Origin of the sequence: Aquihabitans sp. G128 (assembly GCF_019048865.1) — a bacterium.
In the GTDB taxonomy this organism is placed as follows: domain Bacteria; phylum Actinomycetota; class Acidimicrobiia; order Acidimicrobiales; family Iamiaceae; genus Aquihabitans.
Genome location: NZ_CP077604.1, coordinates 258,757 through 275,581, shown reverse-complemented (window position 1 = coordinate 275,581; position 16,825 = coordinate 258,757). Strand labels below are relative to the sequence as shown.

Here is a 16,825-nt window from a genome sequence, read left to right as displayed (position 1 = left end):
ACAATCCGGCCGGCCCCGCCCGGGTCGGCTCCGGGTGCCGGAGGGTCAGGCCCCGTCGGGGTCGAAGGTGGCCAGCGCGGCTCGCACCTGGTCGGTGAGCAGCGGGTGGCAGACGAGCAGATCCGGCAGGTAGGGGTCGGCGTTGTTGTAGGCGAGCGGGCTCCCGTCGAGGCGGCTGGCCCACACCCCTGCCGCGCGGGCGACGGCCACGGGCGCGCACGAGTCCCACTCGTACTGGCCGCCCGAGTGCGGGTAGACGTCGGCGGCGCCCAGCACCACCGCGGCGGCCTTGGCCCCGGCCGAGCCCATGGGCACCAGCACGCCGCCGAGCGCCTCGGCCAGGTGGGTGGCCACCGCCGGCGGCCGGGTCCGGCTGACGATGATGCGGGGGCGCACCGCCGGCGAGGCCGGGGTCGGCGCCGGGGGCGAGGTGCAGAGCACGCGGTTCTGGGCCGGCAGGGCCACCGCCCCGGCGACGGGCTCGCCGGCCACCACCAGGGCGACGTGCACCGCCCAGTCGGCCCGCGGCGGCTCGCCGTACTCCCGGGTGCCGTCGAGCGGGTCGACGATCCACACCCGCTCGGCGGTGAGCCGGGTCGTGCCCTTCGGCCCCTCGCTGCCGGCGCCCTCCTCGGAGAGGACGGCGTCGCCGGGGCGCTCGTCGGCCAGGCGGCCCATCAGCAGCTCGTGGGCCTGGCGATCCCCCTCGGCCTTCAGCTCGTCGCCGGTGGCCCCGTCGGCCACCAGGCGCTGGCGCAGTTCGAGCAGCAGCCGGCCGGCCTCTTCGGCGAGGGTGCGCGCCAGCGCGTGGTCGTCTCGGGGATCGGGGGCAGCCATGGCCGTGATCCTGGCAGGGCGGCGCGGGCTCAGGCGCGCTGGGCCTGCACGACCACGATGGCGATGTCGTCGTTGGCGTCGTCCTGGTAGTCGCTGACCGCGTCGTCGAGGCCGGCGGCGATGCCCTCGGCGTCCTGGCCGGCCAGGGAGCGGATGGCGGCGAGCAGGCGCTTCTCACCGAAGAGCTCCTTGCCCCGCCGGGCCTCGGTCACGCCGTCGGTGTAGAGCACCACGGAGTCCCCGGGCTCGAGGGTGACCTCGACGTCGACGAGCGACGGCGACGGGACCACGCCCAGCAGCAGGCCCGAGCAGTCGACCAGCTCGGCGCGGCCATCGGCCCGCAGCACCACCGGGCGCGGGTGCCCGGCGCTGGAGGCCACCACCCGCACGGGCCGGCCCGGCCCCTCGGGCTCGAGCCGCAGGTAGGCGGCGGTGCAGAACCGGGCGTCGTCGATCTGGTCGAGCACGGCGTCGTTGGTCTGGGCCAGGACGCGGCTGGGGGCGGCCTCGCGCACCACGGCGGTGCGGACCGAGTGCCGCATCAGGCCGGTGAGGGCGGCGGCGTCGGGGCCACGACCGCACACGTCGCCGACGACCACGCCCCAGGCCCCGCCACCGACCTCGATCACGTCGTAGAAGTCGCCGCCGATCTCGATGTCGGCCTCGGCCACCCGGTAGCGGGCGGCGAGGCCCAGCCCATCGATGCGGGGCAGGGCCGGCGGCAGCAGCGCGGCCTGCAGCGAGCGGGCGACCCGGTTCCGAGAGGCGAAGAGGCGACCGTTGTCGAGCGCCAGCGCGGCCCGGCCGGCCAGCTCCTCGACCAGGGTGAGGTGGTCGGGCTCGTACTGCCGTCCCGGCTCGGTGATGATCAGGGTCAGCACGCCGATCACGCGATCCCGGGCCACCAGGGGGACCACCATCGAGGACCGGGCGTGGAAGCGGCGGAAGAGGGCGAGGTGGTCCTCGTCGGACGCCGCCGCCTGGAACTGCTCGTCGGTCATGACCGGCTCGAAGACGCTCTCGGCCCGGCCGGCCACGCGCCGCTCGCTCCACACCCCGCCGACGCCACCCAGCTCGGCCCGCTTCCGGCGCAGCGCCCGCACGTCGGCCAGCCGCTCCGGGTCGACGGCGTCGGCCGCCACCTCCCGCAGCTGCTCGACCTCGTCGAACAGGTCGACCATGCAGACGTCGGCCAGCCGCGGCACGCAGAACTCCGGCAGGGTGGCCACGATCACGTCCGGATCGAGGCTTCCGCTGAAGCGAGCGGTCGCCTCCGCGAGCAGCGTGAGGCGCTCCCGGGCGTGCTGCTCGGCGACGAGCAGGGCCTCGCGCGACTCCTCTGCCCGCTGGCGGTCGGTGATGTCGGCGATGACGCCCACCAGCCGGTAGGGCTGGTCGTTCCCGCGCAGGACCCGGCCCCAGGACTCGACCCAGCGGACCTCGCCGTCGGGCCGCACGGTGCGGTACACGTTGTGCTGCTCGCCCGAGGTCTGGAGCGCCTCGTAGGTCTCGCCCCGCAGCGCCGCGCGGTCGTCGGGGTGGATCAGCTCGAGGAAGGCGTCGCCGTCCCCGTCGAAGGCCTCGCCGACCAGGCCGTAGATGGCCAGCGCCGAGGGCGACAGCTCCACGGAGTCGGTGCGGACGTCCCAGGTCCAGGCGCCGAAGCCGCCGGCCCCGAGGGACAGCTCCAGCCGGGCCGAGCTGTCGCGCAGCTCGTGCTCCACCCGCTGGCGGGCGACGGCGAGGCCCACCGTGTTGGCCATCGACTGGACGAAGTGGACGTCGTCGTCGGTCCACGCCCGCACCACGTCGCTGTAGACGACGACCACGCCCCAGGGACGCTCGCCCCAGCCGACCGGCGCGGTGACCGCGGCGCGTGCCGGGATGCCGTAGTCCGGCGCCCGCACCTGGAAGCGCTCGTCGGCCTCGATGTCGCCGCTGACCACGGCGACGCCCTGCATCACGGTGAAACCGGCCATCGACTCCCGCCCGGCGGGGATCCGCACCCGGTCGACGAGGCGCACGTCGACCACGGCACCGTCGTGCACCGCCGCCCGCCCGGCCAGCTCGCGCCAGCTGGGCAGGAGCTCGAGGAGGGCCACGTTGCGCGCGCCCAGCTCCTCGGCGATCGAGAGCAGCGCCGCCTCGAGCAGGTCCTGGAGGTCGCCGCCCCGCAGCCCGAGCTGGCCCAGGCGCGCCACCGCGGCCTGCTGGCGTACGGCGAGGCTCCACTCTCCGGTGCTGCGGTTGGGGGACATGACGCTCGGCTCCGTCGACGATCTGGACGCCCGACCGCCGTCGGGCCGCGCCTCAGAGGTCGCCACGCTACCGGTTGGGGGGGATTTCGGGCGCCGACGACGGGAAGCGGCGGCCAGGCTGCGACACTGGCGCCCATGCCCGACGCCGACCGGACCGCCATCGAGGGCCCGGCCGACGTCGCCTGGGCCGCCTTCTCCTCCGTAGCGCCCTGGGTCCTGCCGGACGAGCAGCTGGCGTGGCAGCGGCCGGTCGCCGCCGAGCGGCTCGCGGTGGCCGCCGAGCTCCCGGAGCTCACCCGCCGGCGCCTCCTGCCGCCGGGCACCCGGATCGTCCGCACCGCCCGCCACCTGGGCCTCGGCGTCGGCATCTGGTACCTCGGCGCCCGGCGCCAGGGCGGGGTGGCGTCACGGACCGACCTCGCCCACCGGCTCCGCGTCGGCGCCGAGCGCCTCGGCCCCACCTACATCAAGCTCGGCCAGATCATCTCGTCGGGCCAGGGCCTGTTCCCGCCCGAGCTGGTCGACGAGTTCGCCCTGCTGCGCGACCGCGTGCCGGCCGAGCGCTTCGCCGTGATCCGCGAGGTCGTCGAGGCCGAGCTGGGCCGACCGCTCGACGAGGTGTTCTCGCACTTCGAGCGCACGCCCATCGCCGCCGCCTCCATCGCCCAGGCCCACGCCGCCACGCTGCGCACCGGCGAGGAGGTCGTGGTCAAGGTCCAGCGCCCGTCGGTGGGCGAACGGGTCCACGCCGACCTCAAGGTGATGGCCTGGATCGCGCCCTTCCTCATCGGCCGCATCCCGGTGGCGGCGCTGGCCAACCCGCCCGCGCTCGTCGACCTCTTCGCCGAGACCATCACCGAGGAGCTCGACTTCCGCCTCGAGGCCGACAACATGGTCGAGGTCGCCCGGTCCTACGCCAGCCTCGGCCAGCGCGGCTACGTCATCCCCCGGCCCCACCCGACGCTGGTGACGAAGCGGGTCCTGGTCATGGAGCGGTTCCGCGGCTTCGCCTTCGACGACGTGGTGGGCATGCACGACGCCGGGATCGACACCGAGGCCGTCGTCCGCACCGGCATGGTCGGCTTCCTCGAGGGGTGCATGTTCAACGGCATCTTCCACGGCGACCTGCACGGCGGGAACCTGCTGGTGCTGCCCGACGGCCGCACCGGCCTGCTCGACTTCGGCATCACCGGCCGCCTCCCCGAGGCGCAGCGCCTGGCCTTCCTCCGCCTCCTGGTGGGCGCGTCGATGAACGACGTCACCAGCCAGCTCGCCGCGCTCCGCGACCTCGGCGCCCTCCCGCCCGACGCCGATCTGGCCGGGATCATCGTGGAGCTGGGCCTGGACAAGCCCCCGGTCGACCCGGCGTCGCTCACCGCCGAGCAGCTCACCGGCGAGATCCAGCGGATCATGAAGGCCCTGCTGGGCTACGGCGCCCGGCTCCCCAAGCCGCTCATGCTGTTCGTGAAGAACCTCGTCTTCCTCGACGGCGCCATCACCACCCTGGCCCCCGACCTCGACCTCTTCGCCGAGATCACCCAGATCGCGATGTACTTCACCACCCAGCACGGCGAGCGCATCGCCGCCGAGGTGGGCCTGGCCGCCGACGACTGGGCCCTCGACCTCAGCGGCGTGAAGGCCACCTTCGGCACCGAGGCCGAGGCGGCCGGCTCGATCACGCACCGGGAGCTGCGCGAGCGCCGCCAGCTCATCGCCGACCGCATGGAGCAGCGCCCGCGCGGCAGTCGCCGCGCCCGCCTCCGGCGCCTGGTCGGCCGCCGCCGTCGCTGACGGGTCGCACTAGTCTCCGCGGCGATGCGCGTCGTCATTGCCCGCTGCTCGGTCGACTACCAGGGTCGGCTCAGCGCCCACCTCCCCCTCGCCACCCGGCTGATCATGGTCAAGGCCGACGGCTGCGTGGCCATCCACGCCGACGGCGGCGCCTACAAGCCCCTCAACTGGATGAACGCGCCGAACCGCCTCACCACCGAGGACGGGCTCTGGACGGTCACCAACCCCAAGGGCGAGACCATCCGCATCACCCTCGACGAGGTCCTGAGCGACTCCTCGTGGGACCTCGGCGTCGACCCCGGGCTGCAGAAGGACGGGGTCGAGGCCCACCTCCAGGAGCTGCTCGCCGCCAACTGCGACCGCCTGGGCGAGGGCTGGCGCCTCGTGCGCCGCGAGTACCCCACCGACATCGGCCCGGTGGACCTGCTGTGCCGCGACGGCGAGGGCGGCGCCATCGCCGTCGAGATCAAGCGCCGGGGCGAGATCGACGGCGTGGAGCAGCTCACCCGCTACCTCGACTTCCTCAACCGCGACCCCATGCTGCGCCCGGTCCGGGGCATGTTCGTGGCCCAGCAGGTGAAGCCCCAGGCGAAGGTGCTGGCCACCGACCGGGGCATCGCCTGGCTCGAGGTCGACTACGACGAGCTGCGGGGCATCGAGTCCAACGAGCTCCGGCTGTTTTGAGCACCCGGTGAGCGACCCGTCCCGCCTCCCCGGCGGGGCCGGACTGCCGCCCGGCATCGAGCCGTGGTGCCGGACCCTGCGCGGCGAGCAGGCCTGGCGCATGGACGTGGCGGGCGGCGAGACCGCCCTGGCCACCTGGGAGGCGCTGCGCCAGCGCCACGCCCGCACCGGCCTGTGGCCCGTGCTGCTCGGCGCAGACCGTGCCGTGGTCGACCAGCTCACCTGGCGGGTGGGGATCCTGGCCGAGCAGCGCCCGGGCATCCCCCTGCTCGACCACGTGCCGCCGGCCCCGGAGCTCTTCGTCGAGTGGATGGGTGACCCGGCCACCGACGACTACCTCAACGACGTCCCCCGCCACCTCGCCAAGCTCGAGGTCGACCAGGACGCCATCCGCGAGCGCCTGTCGGCCCGGCCCGACGCCGAGGCGGTCCGCGCCGTCGCCGGCGACGACGTCGTGATCGCCCTGGTGCCCGCCGCCGCCGGCTGGGAGGTCCCGGCCCTGCTGGCCTGGTCCGGCGCCGAGCGCGACGACATCGGCGGGCCCGAGCACCTGTCGGTGCTCCACTACTGGCACGAGGTCTACGGCGCCGACCTCGTGGCCCTCGGCATGGACCAGCTCGAGTGCCTCGTGACCCGGCCGCCCGCCGATGCCCGCGGCGCCTTCGAGCTCGCGGTCCAGCACTACGCCTACTGCCCCGCGCTGATGGACAACCTGGTGCCCGCCATGGGCGCCCTGGCCGCCACCCTCTTCGGCCGCCACTGGTTCTTCGACTGGTCCTGAGGCCAGGGGTGGTCGCCGGGCAACCACCCCTGGCCCCTGGGCGGATCAGGGTGCGTAGGTGAGCTTGCCGGCGTCGATGACGGTGCGGCCGTCGTCGCCGGTGGTCTGGAAGATCGCCTCGCCCGAGCCGGTCTCCCACGCCTTCACGGTGAGGGCCTCGCCCGGGAGGACGGGGCTCGAGAAGCGCGCCTCCATGCCGGTGAACCGGGCCGGGTCCGAGCCGCAGAGGGCGTGGAGCAGGGCGCGGCCGGTGAAGCCGTAGCTGCAGAGCCCGTGCAGGATCGGTCGGTCGAAGCCGCCGAACGCCGCGAACGCCGGGTCGGAGTGGAGGGGGTTGCGGTCGCCCGAGAGGCGGTACAGCAGCGCCTGGTCGGAGCGGGTCTGGTAGGTGACGGTGTGGTCGGGCTCGCGCTCGGGGGCCACGTTCTTGGGCCCCGACGGCCCGCGATCGCCGCCGAAGCCGCCCTCGCCGCGGATGAACGCCGACATGACGCTGGAGAACAGCGGCTGGCCGGTGCTCGTGTCGACCGAGGTGGAGGTGACCTCGATGACCGCGCCCTTGCCCTTGTCGTAGATGCCGGTGATCTCGCCGGTGGTCTCGACCTCGCCCGTGACCGGGATGGGGCCGTGCAGGGTGATGGCCTGCTCGCCGTGGACGAGCATCGCCGGGTTGAACGAGCCGATGGAGCCGAACGCGCTGGCGCCGCCGACGGCGAGGACCACCGCCATGGTGGGCAGCACCCGCTGGTCGACGTCCTGGGTGTTCTCGGTGGTGAAGGCCAGCTCCTGGAGGGGGTCGGCCGAGCCGGCGCCCACGCCGAGGGCGTAGAGGATGGCGTCCTTGCTGTCCCAGGCGTGCTTGGTCGGTTGGCCCTTGGAGCCGACCGCTTCGGGGTTGATGGGCATCGTTGCTCCTAGCTCTCGTCGAATCCGAGCATGTTGGCGTTCGGCCGCGCCTCGCCGACCAGCCGCTTGACGACCTCGCCCAGCTCGGCCGGGTCGTCGGTGGGGTTCTCCTGCGTGGGGCCGCGGTGCCAGCCCTCGGCCACCGAGAGGGCCCGGCCGGTCACGTCGAACACCCGCCCGGTCACCTCGGCGGACTCGCTCGACGCCAGCCAGGTCACGATCGGGGCGATCCAGCGTGGCGACATGGCCGCCTTGGTGAGGTCGTCGGCCTCGCCCATGCCCAGGTTCTCGGTCATGCGGGTGAGCGCCGCCGGGGCGATGGCGTTGACGGTGACGCCGTAGCGGGCCAGCTCCTTGGCGGCGATGACGGTGAAGGCGGCGATGCCGGCCTTGGCGGCGCCGTAGTTGGTCTGGCCGACGTTGCCGTAGATGCCCGAGGGCGACGACGTGTTGATGATCCGGCCGTCGACGGTCTCGCCGGCCTTCACCTTCTCGCGCCAGTACGCGGCGGCGTGCCGCGACGGGCCGAACGTGCCCTTGAGGTGCACGGCGATGACCGCGTCCCACTCGGCCTCGGTCATGTTGGCCAGCATCCGGTCCCGCAGGATGCCGGCGTTGTTGATGACGACGTCGAGCGTGCCGAAGTGGTCGATGGCCTGCTGGACCAGGCGCTCGGACCCGTCCCACGTGCTGATGTCGTCGCCGTTGGCGACGGCCTCGCCGCCGAGCGCGACGACCTCGGCCACGACGTCGTGCGCCGGGCCGGTGGAGTTGCCGCTGCCGTCGATCTCGCCGCCGACGTCGTTGACCACGACCTTGGCGCCCTGTTCGGCGAGCATCAGCGCGTGCTCCCGGCCGATGCCTCGACCGGCGCCGGTGATGATGCAGACCCGTCCGTCGCAGATGCCCACGACCGTCCCCTGTTCCCCCGCCACCCGGCGGGATCGACGTCGCCGCCGGCCGGGAAGGCACGGCGACCGCTTGGACCGCCCATCATGGCCGAGGCGAGCGCTGCTCGCAGACCGGCGGCGGGGCCAGGTTGCAGAGTGGTTACCGAGTCGTTGCAGACCGCCCCGGTGCCGCGGCACCGGCTCCCCGGCGTGCCAAGGTGGACGCCATGCGTCGCCCCCGTGCCCGGCTGGTCCTCGGCCTCGGCATCCCCCTGCTCATCGTCGTCGTCCTCCTGGCGGCGTGGGCCATCGACTCCTCCAGCGCCAGCGGCAAGGTGCCCCGCAACGTCACGCTCGGCGGGCGCGACATCTCGAAGCTGCCGGAGGACGAGCTGGCCAACACCGTCGCCGACGTCGCCGACCACTACGCCGACGTCGAGGTCCAGGTCCGCACCCCGGAGCGCACCTACAAGGTGAAGGCCGGCACGCTCGGCCTCAAGCTCGACCAGAAGGCCACCGTCCAGAAGGCCCTCGACCTCGACGAGGACACCTCGCTCCCGGGTCGGCCGTTCGTGTGGGCCTCGTCCTTCCTCGAGGAGCGCTCCGCCCCCCTCGCCTTCACCGTCGACGACGCCGCCCTGGAGAAGGGCCTCGCCGGCCTGGGCGGCAACGCCACCGCCTCGGAGCCCTCGCTGGTGCCCGGGGCCAACGCCATCACCATCCTCAGCGGGTCCAGCGGCACCGTGATCCAGACCGAGGGCGTCGCCGACCAGATCCTCGCCAAGGCCAAGGACGGCGACGAGCCGATCATCGTCAACGCCAAGGTCACCGCCAAGGAGCCCGACGTCAGCGACGCCGACGCCCAGGCCATCGCCGACAAGCTCACCGCCGGCACCGCCAAGGGGCTGGCCATCGACGCCAGCGGCAAGCAGACCCTCATCCCCGCCGCCACGGTGCGCTCCTGGCTGGGGTCGAAGGTCGAGCGGGGCAAGCTGGTGGTCACCCTCGACGCCGAGAAGGCCAAGGCCGCCCTCACCGACGCCATCCCCGGCGACAGCAGGACGGTCGACGCCACCGTGAAGCTGGTGAACGGCGCCATCGTGATCAGCCCGAGCAAGGACGGCGCCACCTGCTGCGCGGCCGACACCGCGGCCCGCCTCCTCGCGGCCATCAACGCCGGGAGCCCCACGGTGGGCATCGACCTCGAGGTGAGCAAGGCCAAGTTCACCACCGAGATGGCCCAGAAGCTCGGGATCAAGGAGCCGGTCGGCACCACCACCACCTGGAACGGCCAGCCCCAGGTCAAGAGCTTCACGACCTACTACGACCCGGGGGGCGGCGGCCGGGTGACCAACATCCACCGCATCGCCGACCTCGTGAACGGCACTGTCGTCAAGCCCGGCGAGACCTTCTCGATCAACGGCACGGTGGGCCAGCGCACCACCGCCAAGGGCTTCGTCGAGGCCGGCGCCATCGCCAACGGCGAGCACGTCGACGAGATCGGCGGCGGCGTGTCCCAGTTCGCCACCACCATGTTCAACGCCGCCTACTTCGCCGGCCTCGACATCACCGCCTACCAGGCCCACTCCGAGCACTTCGCCCGCTACCCCCGCGGTCGCGAGGCCACCATGGGCTTCCCCAACCCGGACATGGCCTGGAAGAACGACACCCCCTACGGCATCCTCATCGAGAGCACGTGGGGCAACGGCACCGTCACCGTCCGCCTGTGGTCCACCCAGTACGCCTACGGCGAGCAGACCGGCTCGTCCGACAGCCGGTCGGGCAACTGCACCGTGGTCACCACCACGCGCACCATCCACAAGGGCGACGGCTCCACCGCCACCGACCAGTTCCGCGCCCGCTACCGCGACGAGGGCAAGACGACCTGCTGACGCTCCCGGGCTCGCTTCGCTCGGAGGTCCGACCTCCCTGGCATGCTGTGACGCCGGGCGCACCGCGAGACGAGTGAGGTCGAGAGCCATGGCAGGTCTGTCGTTCCAGCAGCGGATGAGCGACTCCGACGCGCTCATGTGGACCATCGAGAAGGACCCGATGCTGCGGTCCACGATCACCGCCGTCTGCGTGCTGGACCAGGCGCCGGACGAGAAGCGGCTCACCCACCTGCTCGACCGCGGCACCCGCCTGGTGCCCCGCATGCGCCAGCGGGTGCGGGGCAACCCGCTGTCGGTCGCGCCGCCGCGCTGGGAGGTCGATCCCCACTTCGACCTGAGCTACCACCTGCGCTGGGTGCGGGCCGGGGGCGACCGCGACCTGCGGTCGGTGCTCGACCTGGCCCAGCCGCTGGCCATGCAGGGCTTCGACCGGGCCCGCCCCCTGTGGGAGATGGTGGTCATCACCGACCTCGCCGACGGCGGGGCCGCCCTGGTCATGAAGATCCACCACGCCATCACCGACGGGGTCGGTGCCGTGCAGATCGCCCTGGTGCTCTTCGAGCTCGAGCGGGAGGCGGCGCTGGCCGAGATGCCCGACGCGCCCGAGGCCGAGGTCATGGACCAGCTGGCCCGCTTCGTCGACGCCGCCGAGCACGAGGCCCGCCGCAACCTGGGCATCGCCAAGCGCCTGCCCGAGATGGCCGCCTCGGTGGCCGGGTCCACGGTGACCGACCCGGTGGGCACGGCCCGTCGGGCCGCCGAGACGGCGGCGTCCATCGCCCGCCTGGCCGCCCCCGCCAACGTGCCGCTGTCGCCGGCCATGACCGGCCGCTCGCTGTCGGTCCACTTCGACACCGTGACCGTGTCGCTCACCGAGGCCAAGGCCGCCGCCAAGGCCGCCGGCGCCCGGCTCAACGACGCCTTCCTGGCCGCCACCGCCGCCGGGCTCCGGCGCTACCACGAGGAGGTCGGCCAGCCGGTCGCCGCCCTGCGGGTGTCGATGCCCATCAACCTGCGCGGCGACGGCGACGGCGACGCCACCGGCAACAACTTCGCCCCGGCCCGATTCCCCATCCCCGTCGACATCACCGACCCGGTCGACGCCATGGCCGCCATGCGGGCCCTGGTGGCCAGCCAGCGGGCCGAGCCGGCCCTGGCCATGGTCGAGCCGCTGGCCCGCATCCTCACCCGGCTGCCCACGTCCATGAGCACCGGCCTGTTCGGCGCCATGCTCAAGGGCGTCGACCTCGTGGCCAGCAACGTGCCCGGCGCGCCCATCCAGCTGTTCACCTCGGGCAGCGAGATCACCGCCATGTACGCGCTCGGGCCGCTCGCCGGCGCGGCGGTGAACGTGACCCTCCTGTCGTACCTGGACGACGTGCACATCGGCATCAACGTCGACCCCGCTGCGGTCACCGACCCGGAGCGGTTCGTGCAGTGCTGCCGAGAGGGCTGGGACGAGGTGCTGGCTGCCGGTCGGGCCTGACCCGGCGCCCCTTTGGTGGGGCGCACCGGCGGCTCGTACCCTCCACCCGATGCCAGTTCCGCCGACCGCCGACGTGGTGATCGTGGGCGCGGGCCCCGCCGGGGCCGCCGCCGCCATCACCCTCGCCGAGGCGGGTCGCCGCGTGGTGCTGGTCGACAAGGCCACGTTCCCCCGGGACAAGATCTGCGGCGACGGCCTGACCACCGGTGCCCTGCGCCTGCTCGAGCGGCTCGGCGTCGAGCCGGCGGCGGTCGGGTCGTGGACCCCCGTCGAGGACATCCACGTGTCGTCGCCCTCGCGCCACGTGGCCACCTTCCCGCTGCCCCGCGGCCGCGGGGCCTACGCGGTGGTCACCCGGCGCATGGACCTCGATGCCGCCATCGTCGACCGGGCCCGAGCCGTGGGCGTGCAGGTCGTCGAGGGCGCCGAGGTGGTGGGCGCCGAGGAGCGGGGCGACCGGGTCGTCCTGGGGCTGGCCGACGGCTCGACCGTGGCCGCGCCCTACGTGATCGCCGCCGACGGCATGTGGTCGCCGCTGCGCAAGCTGCTCGGCACCGCGGTGCCCGGCTACCTGGGGGAGTGGCACGCGTTCCGCCAGTACTTCCGCCACACCGGCCCCCAGGCCCGGCAGCTCTGGGTGTGGTTCGAGCCGGACCTGCTCCCCGGCTACGCGTGGAGCTTCCCGCTGCCCGACGGCGGCGCCAACGTCGGCTTCGGCATCCAGCGCGGCGCCAAGATCGCCACCAAGGAGATGAAGGCGCTGTGGCCCGAGCTGCTGGCCCGGCCCCACATCGCCGCCGTCCTCGGGCCCGACGCCGAGCCCGAGTCCCGGCACCAGGCCTGGCCCATCCCCGCCCGGGTCGACGACATCACGTTGGCGGCGGGCCGGGTCCTGTGGGTGGGCGACGCCGCCGCCGCCACCGACCCCATGACCGGCGAGGGCATCGGCCAGGCCCTGCAGACCGGCGTGCTGGCTGCCGAGGCCGTCCTGGACGGCGGGCCGAACGAGCCGGCGGCGGTCCGGGCCGCCTACGAGGCCGCCGTCGCCCGGGAGCTGGCCGCCGACCACAAGATGTCGCTGCTGCTCATCCGGGCCCTGAAGCACCGTCGGGGCGCGCGCATCGCCATCCGGGTGGCCGACGCCACGCCGTGGACCCGCCGGAACTTCGCCCGCTGGCTCTTCGAGGACGAGCCCCGCGCCATCGCCGTGACCCCGCGCCGCTGGCACCGCCGCATCCTGCGCCGCGACGGCGCGTTCCGGTAGCCGGGCCCGACCCGGCTCGCCCGGTCCCCGGCCGGTGGGGCTGTCCCCACCGCCGATCCGGGGGCGAACCGGCTTCTCTCCGTCACCCCTCCTCCGTACGCTCAGGGGGTGCAGACGCTCCCCGCTCCACCGCTCCCCGCCCCCACCCCGTCGGCCGCTCCCCTGCGGTCCCGTCCTCCGGCCCGCCGCACCGCCCTGGCCGAGCTGGACCACCTCTGGCAGCGCGGCCCCGCCGGCCAGGTGCTGCTCCTCGTGAGCGCCGCCAGCGTGGCCGCCACCTTCGTCCTCCTCGCCCTCGGGCTGCTGTCGCTCGCTGCTTGACCCCGCGGTCAAGGGGGCCGGTACGCTCCCCCGCCATGCAGACGCGCCTGACCGAGATCCTCGACATCGAGCACCCCGTGATGCTCGCCGGCATGGCCGGGGTGTCCTACCACCACCTGGTGTCGACGGTGTCGGAGGCCGGCGGGCTGGGCTGCCTGGGGGCGTCGATGATGCGCCTGGAGCAGATGGAGGAGGAGATCGCCGCGGTGCGGGCCGCCACCGACAAGCCCTTCGGCGTCGACCTGCTCACCGCCTCCCCCGGTGACCTGACCCGCAGCGTCAACGCCGTCATCGACGGCGGGGCGACGGTCTTCGTGGCCGGCCTGGGCGTGCCCCGCGAGGTCATCGAGCTCTGCCACCGGCGCAACACCATCGTGATCAACATGTGCGGCAAGGTGCGCCACGCCATCGACGCGGTGGAGGCCGGCTGCGACGTCGTGGTGGCCCAGGGCACCGAGGCCGGCGGGCACACCGGCCAGATCGCCACCCTCGCCCTGGTGCCGCAGATCGTGGACGCCGTCGGGGCGCGGGTGCCGGTGGTGGCCGCCGGCGGCATCGTCGACGGCCGCGGCCTGGCCGCCGCCCTCAGCCTCGGCGCCGACGGCATCTGGGTCGGCACCCGCTTCATCGCCACGCCGGAGGCCCAGGCGGTGCCCGGCTACAAGGACGCCCTCCTCGGCCTGCACGAGGACGGCACCGTCATCACCCGGGCCTACACGGGCAAGACGTGTCGGGTGGTGCGCAACAGCTACACCAACGCCTTCGACGCCTCGGGCGCCACGCCCGAGCCCTTCCCCGGCCAGGTCATCAAGTCCATGCACGACGGCGCCAACCACCTCGGCGGCGACGAGCGCACCGAGGGCGTCGACCCGGACCGGGAGTTCTTCCCCGCCGGCCAGGGCGCCGGGGCCATCGACGAGCTGGTGCCGGCCGCGGACCTCGTCCGCCAGATCGTGGCCGACGCCGAGGCCACCCTCGAGCGCCTCGCGCCGCGGCGCTGAGCCCGAGCGCGAGACTGCGGCCATGACCCACGTGCACGTCGACCTCGACGAGCGGACCGAGGTCCGCGAGACCACCGACGACGGTGACCACGAGAAGTTCGCCCACGTCGTGGTGCCGGCCTCGGCCGTCACCGAGGCCTACGTGACCGGGACCGCCGTGACCGCCCTCTGCGGCAAGACCTGGGTGCCCACCCGGGACCCCGGGCGCTACCCGATCTGCCCCACCTGCAAGGAGATCCTCGACATGGCCCGGGCCATGAAGGACGGGGGCGGCGCGCCGGGCTGAGGCGCCAGGTGGAGGCCGGGCCCGCACGCGTGCGAGGCTGCCGGCTCCCGGATGCGGCCCCCCCGGGACGAACGTCAGGGGCGGCGGCGGTGCCGGACCACCCGCCTCACCAAAACCGAGGACGTGCCCATGACCACCACCGAGGCCCCGCCCGCCGCGGCCGCCGACGCCCACCCCCGAACCGACGGCCAGATCCTGGTGAGCCGGGTGGCCCTCGCCGCCGTCGGGATCTACATCGGGGCCCAGGTGATCTCCCAGGTCACCAGCCTGAAGATCGGCACCGTCTTCGGCCACGCCGTGGACATGGGCACGTTCATCTACCCGATCACCTTCACGCTGCGGGACGTGATCCACAAGGCGGCCGGGCGCACCGCCGCCCGCATCGCCATCCTCACCAGCGCGGTGGTCAACCTGTTCCTGGCCGCCTACCTGAGCTGGGTGTCGAGCTACCGGACCGACCCGTCGTACCCGCTGGGCGCCGAGTACTCGGCGGTGCTCGGCCCGCTGTGGCGCATCGTGATCGCCTCGCTGCTCGCCATGGTGGTCAGCGAGCTGCTCGACACCGAGGTGTACCACCTGTGGGTCACACGGGTCACGGTGCGCTACCAGTGGCTGCGCGTGCTGGTGTCGAACGCGTTCAGCATCCCGGTCGACAACCTGGTGTTCGCCCTCGGCGCGTTCGCGCCGCTGTTCTTCCTGTCCCAGCACCAGCAGGACCTCTCGCTCCCGTGGGACGCGGTGTGGGACATCTTCTGGGTCAACCTGGTCATCAAGGGCCTGGTGAGCGTGTGCTCGCTGCCCTTCATCTACGTGACGCCGGACCGGCACCTGCCCGAGGCCTGAGCCCCGGGCCGGTGCCCGGACGACGGCGGCGTGGGCGCAGCTAGCTGGCCCACTCCTTGAGGTTCGAGATGATGCTCTGCTGGGTCTGGCCCTCGGTGGCCACCGGGATCACGTTGAGGTGCGTCACGCCGGCCTCGTCGAACGCCGCGAGGCGCTCCTTCACGTAGCCCTCGGGGCCCACCAGGGAGATGGCCTCGAGGAAGTCGGTGGGGATGAGCGCCGCGGCCTCCTCCTTCTTGCCGTCGAGGTAGAGGTCCTGGATCTGCTCGGCCTCCTCCTCGTAGCCGTACCGGCGGAAGAGGTCGTTGTAGAAGTTCTTGCCCTTGGCGCCCATGCCGCCCACGTACAGGGCGACCATCGGCCGGACGAAGTCGAGGTAGCCCTTGACGTCGTCGCCGATGACCACGAGCCCGCCGGCGGTGATCTGCAGGGTGCCGAGGTCGTCGGCCCGCTTGGCCTCGCCCTTCGCCAGGTCCTCGCCCCAGACGTCGCGCGCCTTGGCCGGGTCGAAGAGGATCGGCATCCAGCCGTCGGCCACCTCGGCGGTCATGGCCACGTTCTTCGGGCCCAGCGAGGCGACCCAGATCGGGATCCGGGAGCGGACCGGGTGGGCGATGATCTTCAGCGGCTTGCCCAGCCCGGTGCCCTCGCCCTCGGGCAGCGGCATGTTGTAGTAGCGGCCCTCGTGGGTGAGCTTGTCCTCGCGGGCCCACACCTCGCGGCAGACGTCGATGATCTCCCGCGTGCGGCCGATGGGGGCGTCGTACTTCACCCCGTGCCAGCCCTCGATCACCTGGGGGCCCGAGGCGCCCAGGCCGAGGTGGCAGCGGCCGTCGCTCAGGGCGTCGACGCCGGCGGCGGTCATGGCCAGCAGGGTGGGCGTGCGGGTGTAGATCGGCAGGATGCCCGAGGCGATCTGCACCGTCTCGGTCTTGGCAGCCAGGTACCCCATGAGGCTGGCGCCGTCGAAGCCGTAGGCCTCGGCCACCCAGACCAGGTCCAGTCCCGCCTTCTCCAGCGACGCGACGGTGTCCGCCGCCTCCTTGAACCCGCCGCTGTAGCTGAGCTGCATGCTGATCTGCATCGAGGTGCCTTCCGGGAGAACGTGACCGACCGGTCGACCGTACTCGCCGAGGCTCGCCCGTGGCTGCGGCGCAGCGGGCGGATCAGCCGCCGGTGAGGCGGGCCCGGGCGGCCTTGGCCCGGTCGATGTGCTTCTGCGACACGAAGGTGCCGTTCGGCGTGGTGGCGCCGCCACCGCCCTCGTCCTCGGCGGCCGCGCCGTCGTCGGCCCCGGCGGCATCGGCGGCGCCGGTGGACGCCTCTTCCTCGTCGCCGGCCAGGAACCGCTTCCACTGGTCCGGGGTGGCCAGGCGCTTGCGATCGATGGAGCCCAGCGAGACGCCGTTGTCGAAGCGCACCCAGTAGCGGATCCAGGTGAGCCCGGTGACCATGGAGACCTTGCCCGTGGTGCCCTCGGGCACGTCGCGCAGCGCGGTGCGGGCCACCACCTTGGCGCCCTTGCGGAGATCGTTCGTGGCGGTGTCGGTCTTGGCCATGGTGGCGCCATCGTGCCCGCTGCGCC

At 73.5% G+C, this 16,825-nt stretch carries 16 protein-coding genes; 10 read left to right on the top strand and 6 right to left on the bottom strand.

What is annotated here, in order from left to right:
• Positions 1–45: 45 nt before the first annotated feature.
• On the bottom strand, positions 46–837 hold the full coding sequence (locus tag KSP35_RS01280) for a 3'(2'),5'-bisphosphate nucleotidase CysQ (RefSeq protein WP_216998444.1): 792 nt from the start codon (positions 835–837) through the stop codon (positions 46–48).
• Positions 838–866: 29 nt separating this feature from the next.
• Positions 867–3,095 (bottom strand): SpoIIE family protein phosphatase, encoded by a 2,229-nt coding sequence (locus KSP35_RS01275; RefSeq protein WP_216998443.1) that lies wholly within the window; start codon positions 3,093–3,095, stop codon positions 867–869.
• A 135-nt stretch (positions 3,096–3,230) separates the two neighbouring features.
• Here KSP35_RS01275 and KSP35_RS01270 point away from each other — a divergent pair, with 135 nt between their 5' ends.
• From KSP35_RS01270 to KSP35_RS01260, 3 genes are read left to right on the top strand one after another with little or no spacing between them, the layout of a single operon-like run.
• Positions 3,231–4,886, top strand: a complete 1,656-nt coding sequence (locus KSP35_RS01270) for an AarF/ABC1/UbiB kinase family protein (protein WP_216998442.1) — start codon at positions 3,231–3,233, stop codon at positions 4,884–4,886.
• Positions 4,887–4,910: 24 nt separating this feature from the next.
• Positions 4,911–5,570 carry an endonuclease NucS gene (nucS, locus tag KSP35_RS01265; RefSeq protein WP_216998441.1) on the top strand — a complete coding sequence of 220 codons (660 nt, stop codon included), beginning with the start codon at positions 4,911–4,913 and terminating at the stop codon, positions 5,568–5,570.
• Between the two features lie 7 nt (positions 5,571–5,577).
• Positions 5,578–6,351, top strand: coding sequence for a DUF4253 domain-containing protein (locus tag KSP35_RS01260; RefSeq protein WP_216998440.1), 774 nt, complete (start codon positions 5,578–5,580; stop codon positions 6,349–6,351).
• A gap of 45 nt (positions 6,352–6,396) precedes the next feature.
• Here KSP35_RS01260 and KSP35_RS01255 read toward each other — a convergent pair whose 3' ends face one another.
• On the bottom strand, positions 6,397–7,257 hold the full coding sequence (locus KSP35_RS01255) for a MaoC/PaaZ C-terminal domain-containing protein (RefSeq protein ID WP_216998439.1): 861 nt from the start codon (positions 7,255–7,257) through the stop codon (positions 6,397–6,399).
• A gap of 8 nt (positions 7,258–7,265) precedes the next feature.
• A complete protein-coding gene (locus tag KSP35_RS01250) occupies positions 7,266–8,168 on the bottom strand; it encodes an SDR family oxidoreductase (RefSeq protein ID WP_216998438.1) in 903 nt (300 codons plus the stop codon).
• A gap of 206 nt (positions 8,169–8,374) precedes the next feature.
• Here KSP35_RS01250 and KSP35_RS01245 point away from each other — a divergent pair, with 206 nt between their 5' ends.
• From KSP35_RS01245 to KSP35_RS01215, 7 genes are all read left to right on the top strand, one after another.
• Positions 8,375–10,039, top strand: coding sequence for a VanW family protein (locus tag KSP35_RS01245; RefSeq protein ID WP_216998437.1), 1,665 nt, complete (start codon positions 8,375–8,377; stop codon positions 10,037–10,039).
• 88 nt (positions 10,040–10,127) lie between these two features.
• Complete coding sequence (locus tag KSP35_RS01240; RefSeq protein WP_216998436.1) at positions 10,128–11,525, top strand: wax ester/triacylglycerol synthase domain-containing protein; 1,398 nt, start codon at positions 10,128–10,130, stop codon at positions 11,523–11,525.
• Positions 11,526–11,574: 49 nt separating this feature from the next.
• The gene (locus tag KSP35_RS01235) at positions 11,575–12,789 is read left to right on the top strand and encodes an NAD(P)/FAD-dependent oxidoreductase (protein WP_216998435.1); all 1,215 of its coding nucleotides are present in this window, start codon (positions 11,575–11,577) and stop codon (positions 12,787–12,789) included.
• A 108-nt stretch (positions 12,790–12,897) separates the two neighbouring features.
• Positions 12,898–13,110 carry a hypothetical protein gene (locus KSP35_RS01230; RefSeq protein ID WP_216998434.1) on the top strand — a complete coding sequence of 71 codons (213 nt, stop codon included), beginning with the start codon at positions 12,898–12,900 and terminating at the stop codon, positions 13,108–13,110.
• A 35-nt stretch (positions 13,111–13,145) separates the two neighbouring features.
• Positions 13,146–14,111, top strand: coding sequence for a nitronate monooxygenase family protein (locus KSP35_RS01225; RefSeq protein ID WP_216998433.1), 966 nt, complete (start codon positions 13,146–13,148; stop codon positions 14,109–14,111).
• A 22-nt stretch (positions 14,112–14,133) separates the two neighbouring features.
• Positions 14,134–14,397, top strand: a complete 264-nt coding sequence (locus KSP35_RS01220; protein ID WP_216998432.1) for a DUF3039 domain-containing protein — start codon at positions 14,134–14,136, stop codon at positions 14,395–14,397.
• A gap of 129 nt (positions 14,398–14,526) precedes the next feature.
• Entirely contained in the window at positions 14,527–15,240 is a 714-nt protein-coding gene (locus KSP35_RS01215) for a queuosine precursor transporter (protein ID WP_216998431.1), read from the top strand.
• Between the two features lie 40 nt (positions 15,241–15,280).
• Here the strand turns inward: KSP35_RS01215 and KSP35_RS01210 are convergent, their stop codons facing one another.
• Positions 15,281–16,324, bottom strand: a complete 1,044-nt coding sequence (locus tag KSP35_RS01210) for an LLM class F420-dependent oxidoreductase (RefSeq protein ID WP_216998430.1) — start codon at positions 16,322–16,324, stop codon at positions 15,281–15,283.
• Positions 16,325–16,406: 82 nt separating this feature from the next.
• A complete protein-coding gene (locus KSP35_RS01205) occupies positions 16,407–16,799 on the bottom strand; it encodes a hypothetical protein (protein ID WP_216998429.1) in 393 nt (130 codons plus the stop codon).
• Positions 16,800–16,825: the final 26 nt, after the last annotated feature.